Source organism: Vagococcus elongatus (genome assembly GCF_003987645.1).
Taxonomy (GTDB): Bacteria; Bacillota; Bacilli; order Lactobacillales; family Vagococcaceae; genus Vagococcus_A; species Vagococcus_A elongatus.
Genome location: NZ_NGKA01000001.1, coordinates 141,525 through 155,730 on the forward strand (window position 1 = coordinate 141,525; position 14,206 = coordinate 155,730).

The window sequence follows — 14,206 nt, forward strand, 5'->3', positions numbered from 1 at the left end:
GACAACTATGGTGTGGGTAGAAAGACTTCAAAAAATCAACTATAAACTAAGACAATAAAAACTGTGAGAAGTAGTTATTACCTCTCACAGTTTTAATCATTTCCTGAATGAAAGCTAGCCTTACGTACGAACATAGGATTAAGTGTAAAATAAAATCGAAAAGTACATGAGGCCCGCACCCAAGAGGACAAAGAAATGCCAGACCACATGCATGAATTTGAGACGTTTCATACTGTAGAATATTGCTCCGATTGTATACGCAGCACCGCCCCCTGCGAGAAGTAGAGTACCTCCAACACCAAGGCCTTCTAGCAAGGGTTTGAAAGCAATCAGACAAATCCAGCCCATTAAGATATATAAGATGACATCCGTTTTCCCTTTTTTCTTAAGAAAAATCGATTTGTAGACGATGCCTGCGATTGCCAGTGACCAAATCAATCCCAAGAGTACCCAGCCTAGTGTTCCTCCAATAACAATCAGACAGTAGGGCGTATAGCTTCCGGCAATCAATAAATAGATGGAGCTGTGATCGAACACCTGAAAAACATTTTTTGCTTTCGTAAAAATCAAGCTGTGGTACAAGGTGGACGCCAGAAACAAGAGGATCAGGGTGGCACCGTAAATCGAATAGGAGACAATGTGAATGGCAGAACCCAATCTGGCTCCTTTGATTAACAATACAATCAATCCGGCAATACTTAAACCCGCGCCAATGCCATGTGTCACGGCATTAAAGACTTCATTTACAATAATGTATTTTCTTGAAAAGTTAGCTTGCTGCATCGTACCCCTGCTTTCTAAGTTTATTTTAAGTGAAAAAGAGTATTATATCTGTTATAATTATTAGGAAAGTTTCCTTGTATATCATTTTACATGAAAATATTGATTTTATAAAGGATGGACTGATGAAATGTCAAAAGTAAAAATTGTTACAGATTCAAGTGCTAAATTTGAACCTGGGGTTGCGGAGGCCCTAGGAGTGGAAATTATATCTTTGTCTATCATGGTAGACGATGTGATTTACAAAGATTCAGCTATTGATGGTGCTGAATATATGAAAATGATGGCTGCTGCTTCTGCACTGCCTAAAACAAGTCAGCCTCCAATAGGTGAGTTTGTTGAAGTTTATGACCGACTAGGAGCAGACGGATCGGAAATCATCTCTCTTCATCTGACTGGTTTATTAAGCGGGACTGTCGAAGCTGCCAGACAGGCAAGTCAAATTTCAAAAAGCAAAGTGACGGTAATCGATAGCCACTTTACAGACCAATCCCTTGCTTTTTTAGTTGAAGATGCAGCCCAGCTAGCTAACGATGGTGCCGATGCCGAAACTATTTTGGCAGCCATTGAAAAAGGACAAAAAAATTCCCTTCTTTATATAGGTGTTGCTAATTTGAATAATTTAGTTAAAGGGGGACGTATCAGTCGGGCGACGGGTGTTCTTTCAAACGTCTTCAATATACGCGTCGTTATGCAATTGTTAGATACTGGTTTGGAAACCATGAGCAAAGGTCGTGGGAATAAAGCATTTAATCGCTGGTTTGATGACTTAAAGAAAGAGAAACTAAACAAATTGAGCAGCGTAAAAAAAATAGGTATCTCTCATGCGGCGGGTTTGGAAACAGCCTTGAAATTTAAAGAGGAATTACAAGAAATGTTCCCCAATGTTCATATTCCTGTTTTGGATACATCACCTATTGTTGCTACCCATACTGGTGAAGGTGCATTTGCCATCATGCTTTACTTAGAATAACATTAAAGGCAGATCATTGGTTTGATCTGTTTTTTTATCCGAAGAAAGGAGAGGAATCGATGAATATTATCAAAAAAAATGCAGTTTCGTTAACAGTTTTTTTCATCAGTTTAGCGTTAAGTATTTTTATATTTTTGAAAGTTTTTCCAGCTGAAAAAGATTTAATGGTCACTTTGGATATTCCAGACAAGCAAACAGATTCTCTCTTTTTCGTAGCCATCGGAGATTCCTTGACCGAGGGTGTGGGGGACTCCACAGAGTCTGGAGGTTTTGTCCCATTGCTGGAGGATATGCTGGCCGAAGAAGCTAAATTAAATGTAGTAGAATCAGCCAATCACGGCAAATCTGGTGATCGAAGCGATCAAGTCTTCTCGCGAATCAAAAAAAGCAAGGACATCCAAGAAGATTTAGCAAAAGCTGATTTTATCACGTTGACAGTTGGCGGGAATGATTTGATGAAAATCATCAAGTCGGATTTGTTTAGCGATATCAACTTTGAAACTTTTAAGAAACCTAAGGAAAATTATCAGAAAAACTTAGAAAAATTATTAGCATTGATTAGAGAGTATAATAAGACCGCCCCTATTTATCAGTTGGGAGTATATAATCCTTTCTATTTGAGTTTTAATCAAATTACGGAAATGCAGGAAATCGTTGATTTGTGGAATTTGACCGCCGAGGAAAGTATCAAATCATTCGATGATGTTTTCTTTGTGCCGATCAATGACAACATATACAGCGGTATGAATACAACCAATGAAAATTCAGAAAATGGCGTCAATAATTTATTATCAGATGCAGATAACTTTCACCCAAACAATTTGGGCTATCAAATCATTGCTAATGAGTTTAAATCTAAATTGATGACTACAACTAAATTATGGCTGGAAGAATAGGTGAGATAATGGAAGAGAACCAATCTAAACGAAGAAAAAGACAGGAAAGTTCTGAGAAGTTACCGGAAAAAAACAAAAAAGTATCATCAAAGAAACATAACTTCTGGCAGTATGCTTTTCTCACACTGGTCGGCATCATTTTAGCTTTTGTCATCATCATCGGTGTACGAGTGACAGGCACAAGAGAAGTTGAATTTAAAAAAGCCCAAGAACAGTTGGTTTTACCAGATGATCCAAGCTTCCAAGTTTCTACGAATAAAGCACAATTAAATAAGGTTATCAGCTTTTATTTGAATGATTTCTTGAAAGACTCCGGTGTTCAATATACTTTTTATCTGGAGAATCAGGCATTGCTGAACGGGACATTTAAAGTTTTAGGCTATCCCATGGAGTTCTTTTTATACTTTGAACCTTATGTGATGCAAGATGGCAATATCCAGTTGAAAGCGAAAAATGTTTCTATTGGCTCTCTTGGTTTGCCAGTGAGTCAAGTGATGAATCAAGTCGCAGGATTTGATATGCCAAAATGGGTGGAAATCGATCCTAAAAAAGAGCAAATTATTCTGCATTTAGATCAGCTTGTGATTGGAAACAATATTCATTTAAGAGCGGATCGCATAAATTTGGTAGATGATGATATTCGAATGAGCGTCTACTTAGATTTGGAAACTGAGAACAGCAACAAAAAGGAGGAGTAGCAATGTCAAACACAGCGGTATTTGCCGGAGGATGTTTTTGGTGCATGGTGCAGCCTTTTGACACACATCCGGGAATTATTTCAGTCATCTCTGGTTATACTGGAGGACACGTGGAAAACCCGACTTATGAGCAAGTATGTTCAGGTCTGACAGGGCACACAGAAGCTGTTGAAATCACTTATGACCCAGAATTGATTTCCTATGCAGAGTTAGTAGAAATTTACTGGCAGCAAACCGACCCGACGGATGCTTTTGGTCAATTTCAAGATCGGGGAGACAGTTATCGACCTGTGATATATTATCAAACTGAAGAAGAAAAGCAGATAGCAGAAAAAAGTCGCGAGCAGCTCCAAAATAGTAGCCGGTTTGATAAGCCAATCGTTACAGCCATAGAAGCAAAGACTGCTTTTTATCCGGCTGAAGATTATCATCAGGATTTTTATCGGAAAAACCCTGCCAGATATCACGCCTCTAGTGGTTTGAGAGAAAAATTTATTGAGGAAAAATGGCAGCATGAGAAATAAAAGTTTTCATCAATTTGTTCAAACAAAGCGAAATCCAAAGGCGACAGATGCTTTGGCGACTTTAGCGGAAGAGATTTGTCAAGACTCCCAATTCCCTAGATTCTCTACCGAATATAATGAAATCAGTCGTTATCTAGAGGACAGTGTAAATTATGTTCAAAGCATGGATCATTTTGATGTATTGTGGCAGCAATATGAGGAAAATACTTGATCGTTATCAAAATAATTTTAAAGTATCACATAATTTTATCTCCGGTAGTTAAAGCGGACTTTGAGATCATATCAGATGTGGATGAACACTTGCGTTTTTTCACATCTGATTTGTCTTTGGAAGTCCGTTTTTTTCTTAAATATTAAAAAATGCTATATTTAAAGTTAACAATAAAAACTCAACATATTTTAAAGCAACGTATTTAGTGAAAAATATGCTTAATTCCTTCTTATAAAGTAACAAAAATGACAAAACTATAACAAAAACAAAAGAAATTAATAGTTATATTTCTTTTGTTTTTTTTATTGCGAAATAATTACAAATGTATTACAATTAAAGGACGATATGACAAACTTAAATTTTTATACTTATATGATCTAAATTTAACAACTAGAAACTTTTCAAGGAGAATTTTATGGATGCACACAAATAAAAATACAAAAAATTATATTACCAGCTTGGACGGTCTTAGAGCTTTTGCAGTCATACTGGTGCTTGGTTATCATTTCAGAATCCCGTTCTTCAATGGGGGCTTCATTGGGGTTGACATATTTTTCGTTTTATCAGGTTATTTAATCACAAGTATTTTATTGAAGGAATGGCAGAGAAGTGACTCTATCGATTTGAAATTATTTTGGAAAAAACGCTTGAAACGTTTGTATCCTGCTTTACTTTTTTTACTGGTGGTAATCACCGGATTTGCACTTATTCTTATTCCTAAACATTTCCAATCTATTTTAAAAGCCGATGCAGCCGGGCTGACTTTGATAAGCAATTGGTGGTATATTTTCCAAGAAGTACCTTATGCAGATTTCTTTGCCGAACCGACTCCATTGAAACATCTTTGGTCTTTAGCAGTTGAAGGTCAGTTTTATCTACTTTATCCAGTTGTTTTTTTGTTATTTTTCAAATTTTTTAAACGTAAACGATATGTTTTTTATGGTTTATTTGCTGTTGGCACGGCCTCTGTTTTAACTATGATTTTTCTTTATCAGCCAGAGGCAATTGATAGAATTTACTACGGCACTGATACTCGAGTGTTCACACTTATTTTGGGCGGTTTATTTGCTTTTGTCTGGCCCTATGAGCGTTTAAATAAAAATGCTAACCGCTCCACAAAGGCAGCTCTTGATGTGATGGGTATTCTTATGACAGCGTTACTGATTGCCACAGTAGTCTCAGTCACAGAGTTTTCACCATTTTTGTATCAAGGTGGCTTCTTGCTGGTGGCATTGATGACGATAGGGTTGGTGGGTGTGATTATTCACCCATCCGCATCTTTAGGAAAATTGTTTTCCCATCCAGTTTTACGCTGGATCGGCAAACGGTCCTATAGTCTCTATTTATGGCACTACCCAATCATTGTGCTATCCACTCCTTTAAGAATTGGAAGTAATTATCGGATTGTACTGGTGATATCGCAAATCATTTTAAGCTTTTTGTTAGCTCATTTTACTTATGAATTAATTGAAAAACCGTTTAGAAATTTCACATTGAAAGAAATTAAAGAGAAAATAGGCGGTCATTGGCATAATAATAGAGCCAGACTTCTGAAAAATCTATCATTAATATTAGTCTGTCTAGGGGTCATTTCTGCGACGAATTATTTTTTTAACAAAGAGTTGGTCAATCAGGCAAAAGAAAAAATCGTAGTCAAATCAGAACCTGAAAAACCAGAGCCAAAACCAGTCGTTGATAGCCGACCTCTGATAAATCAAATATTTGCCATTGGTGATTCTGTTATTTTAGGAGCTGAGAAGGAGATAGAAGATCGTTTCCCGGGAACTATCGTTGATGGAAAAGTCAGCAGACAATTGGAAGAGGGAAGAAAAATCATTGAGGAAAAATATAAGGATAAGTTAGATGAAACAACTCTTCTCATCCTTGAATTAGGTTCTAATGGTCCTTTTTCGGAAAAAGATTTGGATGAATTGATTGAGTATACAGCACCAGCTCAACTTGCTTTTATTACCATCAAAATTCCTTTTAATTGGGAAAATCAAGTGAATAGCATCTTAGAAAATGCCTCAAATAAAATGGATAATATTCTTTTAATCGATTGGCATAGTTATGTTTCGGATAATTTAAGTCTTTTGGAGGTTGATGGGGTCCATCTCAATCTCTCAGGTGCCCAAGCCTACACTGATTTAATCGAAGAAACTATAATCACTGCATACAAAGTGGATTTGAAAGAAAAAACTCCTTCCGAGTCTGATGAGACTAAAGACAAACCTGCAGATGAAAAAGACATTAAAGAAACAGAAGATTAAAAAATGAGTGGTACATACGAACTTTTAAAAGTTAGATAGTTAAGCTAACTTTTGGAAGTTTTTTTCATAGCAAGAAAAAAATACTATCCACTCTGTTTTTGATGAGGATAAAAATCAAAACCGAATATAAGTTTACATAATATATTTATTGGACTGATTTTTCGAAAAACCAAGAACAAAAAATTGATTTGTTGTCATATTAATTAGCTTGTGACATAAAAAACAGCGGTTTTTTTATTCTAAAACATATTAATTATGCTAAACTATGAGAATAGAGGATAGTTAAGAACATCACAATAAAGGAGTAAAAAATGACAACTAAGAAAAAACATTTTTTATTAGCGGTAGTCTGTTTAATGAGTGGTTTATTATTAGCTGGCTGTCAAGATATCAAGATGTGGTTCAAAGGTTTCGAAGAGAGTTTTAAAGGGTTAGAAATGACAATTAGGACCTATGATGAAGAAAGTCAAATCATGGATGAAATTGTCGGGAAATCAATCAAGTTGGAAAGAGATGACACATTCGATTCCGATGAAGAAAGTCAAGACTCCAGTGTCATTCAAATAACTATTGGGAATAAAGAAATGCATCATGTAGGCTCATCAATGATTATTGAAGAAACAGGACTAGACAATATCTTTGATGATTTTAGTGAGACCGTGGATATACAAAATTTCGATCGTGGGATTCCAATTGTGAACTCGATGATTAACGATTATAAACAATCTTTTTCAGGAAAAGAAAAGGTTATACTGATTAGGAGTCAAAACGGCACCCCATTAGCAACTTATGCTGGGAAAAAAGTCTCTTTATATAAAACAGAAGTCCCCAAAAGTACTGGCATCCTGATTGATGGAAAATATTTATTTCTTTACCGATGTGATTACACCATTTACGACTTAGATTTATTTCAATAATCAGAAATCCAAATTTGAGGAGACATTAATGAAAGAACATGAATATTTAATGATTGTGGCTATGGAAGAATGTGCAGAGATTCAGCAGGCTTTGTCCAAATCTTTAAGATTTGGTTTGGATGATACCCATCCAGAAACACCGGAACTCTCAAATGAGAAACAAGTGTTGTTGGAATTTTATCAATTGTGTGCGGTGATGGAGAGACTGCAGAAAGAACGAGTCCTCCAGACCCCATCAGAAATGCAAATTGACGATATTAAAACAAGAAAGATGGAAAAAGTGGCACATTTTATGAAATACTCTAAGTCTAAAAAAATTATATAATGGTCATCACTAACTGATTGACAAAAGAAAAAACTGAGAAAACAGAAGAACTGTTCTCCCAGTTTTTATTTTTTCACAAAAATATTTAAAAATCATCTTGCCTTTTTCTGTGAAAACTCATACAATAATTATCGAGAGTGAAAATCATTCTCAATTAAGAAGGAGGGCTCATTGAGAAAAACTATCTTATTGATTACTTTGTTAATCTTAACTATAAGTTCCATCTTTGTCGGTGTTCAAAGCATTTCTATCATGGATGTTTTTGATTTAGATTCAAATCAGTCACTGATTTTATGGAGTACGAGAGTGCCTCGTACTATTAGTTTGATCATCGCTGGTGCGACAGCCAGTGTTTGTGGATTGATCATGCAGCATCTCACTCAAAATAAGTTTGTATCGCCAACGACTGCCGGAACAATGGACAGTGCACGTCTGGGTATTTTAGTCGTGATGATTTTTTTCCCCAATGCTTCTAATATTAATCGTTCATTGATAGCTTTTATTTTTTCTTTTCTAGGAAGCTTGCTGTTCATCCAACTAATCAACTTATTACCTCATAAAAATCAAGTCATGGTTCCTCTCATTGGTTTGATGTTTGGAAATATCATTGGGTCAGTGGTTACTTTTTTTGCTTATCAGTTCCAGTTGATTCAAAATATGTCGTCTTGGTTGCAAGGAAATTTTGCGACAGTCAGCCGAAATGGGTATGAATTGATTTATGTGAGTGTGCCGCTGTTGTTAATAGCTTATGTCTACGCCTATCAGTTCACGCTTGTGGGCATGGGAAGGGACATGGCATCAAGCTTGGGATTGAATTACCGGTTGATTCAGTTGTTCGGACTTGGCATCGTAGCGATTGCCAGCAGTGTGATGCTTGTAACCATTGGAAATTTACCTTTTCTTGGAATAGTCATCCCCAATTTAGTTTCTCTTTACATGGGAGACCAGATGAAACAGACGCTTTGGGTCACAGCGGGAGCAGGCAGTGCTTTTTTGATTTTTTGTGACATTATTTCTCGTGTGATTATCCAGCCTTTTGAAGTACCTGTCAGTCTAGTTGTAGGAATCATCGGCAGCGTCATTTTTATCATTCTTTTGCTAAAAGGTGGGGAAAAATGATGAAAATACTAGAGAAAAATATGGTTAAAATTAGTTTGCTTATCATAGCAGTTGTTGGCTTCTCTGTTCTTTTTTTGACCTATAATACTTATGGGAATTTAGAATTTGCCCTGTCCTTTCGCGGCAAGAAATTTATAGCATTTATCTTGGTTGGGGTTGCAACCACTTTTGCCACAATAACTTTTCAAACTATAACCAACAATCATTTTTTAACACCTAGTATTTTAGGGTTTGATTCTCTTTATATTTTAATTCAAACGTTGTTGTTTTTCTTTTTCGGTATCCAAGTAAGCAGTGTGTTGCATCACACCATACCGCTTTTTTTACTCAATGTTTTTTTGATGGTTGTGTTAAGCGGGTTTCTTTACTTTTTCTTGCTGAAAAAAGGGAATCGGGAGTTATACCTTCTTTTGATGGTAGGCATGATATTAGGGACACTTTTCAGCAGTATCAGCACTTTTTTACAGGTGATTCTAGACCCTAATGAGTATGATAAATTACAAGGAAAACTGTTTGCCAGCTTTTCAAATATCGATATTTCTTTAATCGGGATTGGGTTTATATTGAGTTGTTTAGCCATCATCTATTTATGGCTTTCTGCTCCCACGCTGGATGTGCTTCATTTAGGCAGAGATCAAGCAACGAGTCTAGGGGTGAATGTAAGGAATTTTCAGATAAAGCTTTTGTTAGTGGTTAGCTTATTAGTTGCTTTATCGACAGCTCTTGCAGGACCTGTGACATTTTTAGGCTTTATCGTTGTGAATCTGACTTATCAATGGATGGGCACATACAAACACAGATACTTATTTGTCGCAGGGAGCTTGATCAGTGTGCTGTTATTAGTTTCTGGACAGTTCTTTGTGGAGCAAGTGTTTAAATGGAATACGACAATGAGTGTAGTCATCGAATTCGTTGGCGGCGTTTATTTTGTCGGAAAAATACTTCATGAAAGGAAGCGAGCGCATTGATGGAAATTAAAAAAGTCTCAAAGCTTTACGGCAGCAGACAAGTGGTAGATGGTGTAGATCTTGAGATTTCTGAAGGGAAACTCACGGCTTTGATTGGCCCTAACGGTGCAGGAAAAAGTACGCTCCTTTCCATGATGAGTCGGCTGATAGATAAAGATATCGGGGAGATTTATCTTGACGGAAATGAAGTGAAAAGCTGGAAACAAAATGAGTTAGCAAAAAAATTAGCCATCTTAAAACAATCCAATCATGTCAATCTAAAGTTGACGATTAGAGAGTTGGTCGCTTTTGGCAGATTTCCTCATAGTAAGGGGAGAGTCACGCAAAAAGATAGTGAGATGATTGATGAAGCTTTGAGCCATTTTGGTTTGACGGACATACAAGATCAGTTGATTGATTCTTTATCTGGAGGCCAGTTACAGAGAGCTTACATTGCTATGATTTTTGCTCAAGATACTGACTACATTTTATTAGACGAGCCTTTAAACAACTTGGATATGAATTACGCCGTGCAAATGATGAAAATCTTAAAAGATTTAGTTGTGTATCATGGCAAAACGGTGATCATTGTTTTGCATGATATCAATTTTGCCGCCAGTTATGCAGACGAAATTATCGCAATGAAAGACGGAAAATTATTTTTACATGATGATACAGAGGAAGTCATAAAAAAAGAAGTTCTTGATCGTTTGTATGACATGAATATCAAAGTATGTGAAATGGAAGGCAAACGGTTTTGTTTATATTTTAATTAATAGCCACTAAAAGGAGAGAGACGAATGAAAAAAAGTTTGAAAATCTTGGGTACATTGTTTTTCACAGTGATGATTTTTAGCGGGTGCAGCAAAAGTTTCAGTAGCGGGACTGAGAAGTCTTCTGATACTCATATAGCCGACTCCGAAAAATCTGAAAATAAAACTATCACGATTACTGATTCTGAAAATGAAGACGTTGAAGTTCCTGTAAATCCAAAGAAAGTCATCGTATTTGATATTGGAGCCTTGGATACTATTGATAGTTTGGGTAAAGAAACGGATGTCATTGCTGTCCCGACAGAAAGCTTGCCTAAATACTTAAATAAGTATGCTGATTTGGAGTCGGCTGGGGGCATCAAAGAACCTGACATAGAAAAAATTAATCAAATGCAGCCAGATTTGATCATCATTTCCGGTCGCCAGCAAGAATTCAAAGCGGAGTTGGCTAATATTGCTCCCACATTGTACTTATCTGTGGATTACACAGATACTTGGGAGTCAACTAAACAAAATATTCAAACATTAGCTATGATTTTTTCAGAAGATAAAAAAGCCGACACTGAAATTGCCGGATTAGAAACAAAAATCGAAGAAGTCAAACAAAAGGCTGAAGATAGTCAGTTAAAAGCACTGGCAACTCTGGTTAATGAGGGACAACTTTCAGTTTACGGTTCTGGCTCTCGTTTTGGTATCATCCATGATACCTTTGGTTTTGAACCTGCGGATTCAGAAATCGAAGCTTCCACCCACGGTCAGTCAGCTTCTTATGAGTACATTTTGGAAAAAAATCCTGATATCATTTTTGTCATTGACCGGACAAAAGCCATTGGGGGAGATGCTTCAAATAATGACGTGGCTAACAACGAATTAGCGGCGCAGACGAATGCCGGAAAGAATAATAAGATTATATCATTGGCGGCAGATGTCTGGTACCTGTCCGGCGGCGGCATCCAGTCTACCAGTCTGATGCTTGAAGATGTGGCAAACGTCTTTAAATAATTTTTTTCTGATTTTAAAAACATCTTGTACATGTTCAATTTATTTGAAGATGAGCAAGGTGTTTTTTATTATTCATAGCATGGTTTGATTTTATGATTCCCTTAATTCATAATAGACTTATCACAAGCATTTAATCATCGATAGACCACATGCACACAAAGAAAAGAATGAGGTGCTAAAATGACAGATGGACAAATATTGCTGGACACTTTAGAGAAACAACGGAATTATTTTAAGTCAAAGAAAACTTTTAGTCTTAGTTTTCGACTAAATCAGTTAAAGCAATTAAAGAAAATGTTTAAAGAAAATGAGGAGAGATTCCTAAAAGCTTTATCCAAGGACTTAGGCAAACACCCTACAGAATCTTATGTGACTGAAATAGGCCTTATTTACCATAGTATAGATTATATGTTAAAACATTTACCTAGATGGAGTAAAGCACAGAGAGTTAAGACACCCTTGTTTTTATTTCCGGCTAGAAGTTTTACGCTGGCTAGTCCCTATGGTAATGTTTTGATTTTGTCAGCATTCAACTATCCGCTGCTTTTATCCATTGATCCTCTGATAGGGGCGATGAGTGGCGGTAATACGGCAATGGTGGCTTTGTCGGAACATACACCTTATGTAAATCAAGTCATACTTGAAATTTATACCAAATATTTTGACACTGATTATTTGTATTTTTTCGTCAGTTCAAAAGAAAAAAACACATTGATTTTAAAGGAAAAATTTCAAAAAATATTTTTCACTGGTAGTCCTAAAGTAGGGAAAATCGTTTACGAAGCCGCCAGCCGACAGTTGACACCGATTACCCTTGAATTAGGCGGTAAAAGTCCTGCTATAGTTACTAATCACGGCAAGATTAAACATGCTGCCAAACAAATTGCGTGGGGTAAATTTTTAAATTCCGGTCAAACTTGTGTAGCGCCAGATTATTGTTTAGTGGATGCTAGGGTGGCTGATGAATTTTTAACAGAATTGGTAAAAGCAATTGAAAAAATGTATGGCAACAATCCTGAACATTCTGCTGATTATAGCCGTATCATTCACGAAGATGCCCTTAAAAGGCTGATTTATATCATTTCCCAAGATCAGGAGTATCTTTTGGCAGGAGGTAAAGAGACCGCCTCTGACAAGTATTTGGAACCAACAGTACTAGCGGCTCCCATCAACACACCGCTTGAAAGCATGAAGGAAGAACTATTTGGCCCAGTGTTACCAGTCCTGATTTATGAAAATTTAACTGAGGCAATCGATTTCATCGGTCAGCATGAACCGCCTTTAGCTTTCTATCCTTTTTCGGAAAATAGAGCAGAAATTTCGGATTTATTGAAGAGCTGCCAGTTTGGGGGAGCCACAGTCAATGACACCATACTGCATTTGGCTAATATTCATCTGCCTTTTGGCGGTGTGGGGAATTCAGGAATCGGGCACTATCATGGAAAGTATTCCTTTGAGACTTTTACCCATCAAAAAGCCGTTTTGGATAGAAAAACATTTGTGTCCCTTCCATTGATGATTCCCCCATATACAAACATGAAAGAAAAAATCATCCGAAATTTTTTAAGATAGCAATGAAAATAAAGTAACAGGAGGTTTTGAATGTGAGAAATCATGAAGTCAACGTTGTTAAAAATTTGCTGAATGACAAAGGACATTTAGACGAACCCGGCTGGTCGCGGTCTTTAATCCAAAACTACCACCGCCAGCAAATCAAAGCACCTAAGTGGCGCATTAAAGAGTGGGACTACTATATCATCCAAAATTCTGAGTATGTCTGCTGTTTTACGGTTTCTGATAATGGTTATATGGGATTGGAATCAGTATCTTTGATTCATTTGAAAACTCAGTGGCAGCATACAGAATCCATCATTATCCCGTTTCCGATGGGAAAATTGCAGATGCCTGCCAGTTCGGCATCTGGTGATGTTTTCTTTGAAAACAAGCGTCTGCGTCTTTCTTTTAGTCATGTCAACCATCAACGGAAAATTCTTTGTCACTTTAAACAATTCAAAGAGGGACAAGATTTTTCCTGTGAATTCACTTTGACTGAAACTCAACCTGATAGCATGGTGATTGCAACTCCGTGGGCCGAAAATAAGAAAGCTTTCTATTATAATCAAAAAATTAATTGCATGACTGCTGAAGGCTCAGTCAAATTTGGCGATACTTCTATTACTTTTGACCCAAAGGATTCCTTTGCAACCTTGGATTGGGGACGGGGCGTGTGGACGTATGACAATACCTGGTATTGGGGTAATGGCAATGGTTTAGTCGAAGGTAAATATTTTGGTTTCAACTTAGGTTATGGCTTCGGCGATACTGCCGCAGCGAGTGAAAATGTGGTTTATTTTGATGGTGTTCTGCATAAATTAGATGATATAGTTTTTAAACATGGTGGAGACTATTTGCAGCCTTGGGAAATCACCTCTTCAGATGGAAGATTCGAAGGTGAATTTGTCCCTATTTTAAACCGCAGTGCCTTAACTGACTTGAAAGTTATTGTGTCAGAGCAGCATCAGGTCTTTGGCAAACTAACCGGTGAAGTCATTCTCGATAGTGGTAAAAAGTTACAACTAGACGAACTGATATGCTTTTTTGAAAAGGTTCATAATAAATTTTAAATAATGAAACTAACCTTAAAATTTCTGGATTTCCTTATCACCTTTTATTTGATGGAGATTGTCTTACAATTTTGAAAGAAAAAGCTCAGAAGGATATGTTATAATTCTAAAAGCATCGTTTTTCTGCATATCAACAATAATTGCAAC

At 36.7% G+C, this 14,206-nt stretch carries 15 protein-coding genes; 14 read left to right on the forward strand and 1 reads right to left on the reverse strand.

The features are described 5' to 3' along the window. Positions 1–138 precede the first annotated feature (138 nt). Complete coding sequence (trhA, locus tag CBF29_RS00620) at positions 139–783, reverse strand: PAQR family membrane homeostasis protein TrhA (protein WP_126806191.1); 645 nt, start codon at positions 781–783, stop codon at positions 139–141. 127 nt (positions 784–910) lie between these two features. On the opposite strand from trhA, the gene CBF29_RS00625 reads away from it, so the two are divergent. The 14 genes from CBF29_RS00625 to CBF29_RS00690 all read left to right on the forward strand — a co-directional run bounded on the left by CBF29_RS00625 (position 911) and on the right by CBF29_RS00690 (position 14,059). Then, positions 911–1,753: a DegV family protein gene (locus CBF29_RS00625; protein ID WP_126806192.1), complete on the forward strand. Its 843-nt coding sequence runs from the start codon at positions 911–913 to the stop codon at positions 1,751–1,753. Positions 1,754–1,812: 59 nt separating this feature from the next. Beyond that, positions 1,813–2,649, forward strand: coding sequence for an SGNH/GDSL hydrolase family protein (locus tag CBF29_RS00630; RefSeq protein WP_126806193.1), 837 nt, complete (start codon positions 1,813–1,815; stop codon positions 2,647–2,649). Between the two features lie 8 nt (positions 2,650–2,657). After that, positions 2,658–3,347: a YpmS family protein gene (locus tag CBF29_RS00635; protein WP_170169943.1), complete on the forward strand. Its 690-nt coding sequence runs from the start codon at positions 2,658–2,660 to the stop codon at positions 3,345–3,347. A 2-nt stretch (positions 3,348–3,349) separates the two neighbouring features. Beyond that, positions 3,350–3,871 carry a peptide-methionine (S)-S-oxide reductase MsrA gene (gene msrA / locus CBF29_RS00640; protein ID WP_126806197.1) on the forward strand — a complete coding sequence of 174 codons (522 nt, stop codon included), beginning with the start codon at positions 3,350–3,352 and terminating at the stop codon, positions 3,869–3,871. Further along, positions 3,861–4,082, forward strand: a complete 222-nt coding sequence (locus CBF29_RS00645; protein ID WP_126806199.1) for a YozE family protein — start codon at positions 3,861–3,863, stop codon at positions 4,080–4,082. Before msrA ends, CBF29_RS00645 begins: the two co-directional genes overlap by 11 nt. A 419-nt stretch (positions 4,083–4,501) precedes the next feature. Then, entirely contained in the window at positions 4,502–6,352 is a 1,851-nt protein-coding gene (locus tag CBF29_RS00650; protein WP_126806202.1) for an acyltransferase family protein, read from the forward strand. Positions 6,353–6,663: 311 nt separating this feature from the next. Next, positions 6,664–7,269 (forward strand): DUF5052 family protein, encoded by a 606-nt coding sequence (locus tag CBF29_RS00655; protein ID WP_126806204.1) that lies wholly within the window; start codon positions 6,664–6,666, stop codon positions 7,267–7,269. A gap of 28 nt (positions 7,270–7,297) precedes the next feature. Next, entirely contained in the window at positions 7,298–7,594 is a 297-nt protein-coding gene (locus CBF29_RS00660; protein WP_126806206.1) for a hypothetical protein, read from the forward strand. 171 nt (positions 7,595–7,765) lie between these two features. Next, entirely contained in the window at positions 7,766–8,713 is a 948-nt protein-coding gene (locus tag CBF29_RS00665) for an ABC transporter permease (RefSeq protein WP_126806208.1), read from the forward strand. Then, positions 8,713–9,681 (forward strand): iron chelate uptake ABC transporter family permease subunit, encoded by a 969-nt coding sequence (locus CBF29_RS00670; protein ID WP_126806528.1) that lies wholly within the window; start codon positions 8,713–8,715, stop codon positions 9,679–9,681. The genes CBF29_RS00665 and CBF29_RS00670 overlap by 1 nt, the downstream gene beginning before the upstream one ends. Further along, positions 9,681–10,436, forward strand: a complete 756-nt coding sequence (locus CBF29_RS00675; RefSeq protein ID WP_170169944.1) for an iron ABC transporter ATP-binding protein — start codon at positions 9,681–9,683, stop codon at positions 10,434–10,436. The genes CBF29_RS00670 and CBF29_RS00675 overlap by 1 nt, the downstream gene beginning before the upstream one ends. Positions 10,437–10,460: 24 nt before the next feature. Then, positions 10,461–11,435: a siderophore ABC transporter substrate-binding protein gene (locus tag CBF29_RS00680; protein WP_126806212.1), complete on the forward strand. Its 975-nt coding sequence runs from the start codon at positions 10,461–10,463 to the stop codon at positions 11,433–11,435. A gap of 180 nt (positions 11,436–11,615) precedes the next feature. Next, positions 11,616–13,007: an aldehyde dehydrogenase family protein gene (locus CBF29_RS00685; RefSeq protein ID WP_126806215.1), complete on the forward strand. Its 1,392-nt coding sequence runs from the start codon at positions 11,616–11,618 to the stop codon at positions 13,005–13,007. Between the two features lie 32 nt (positions 13,008–13,039). Beyond that, the gene (locus CBF29_RS00690) at positions 13,040–14,059 is read left to right on the forward strand and encodes a DUF2804 domain-containing protein (RefSeq protein WP_126806217.1); all 1,020 of its coding nucleotides are present in this window, start codon (positions 13,040–13,042) and stop codon (positions 14,057–14,059) included. The last annotated feature ends 147 nt before the right edge of the window (positions 14,060–14,206 follow it).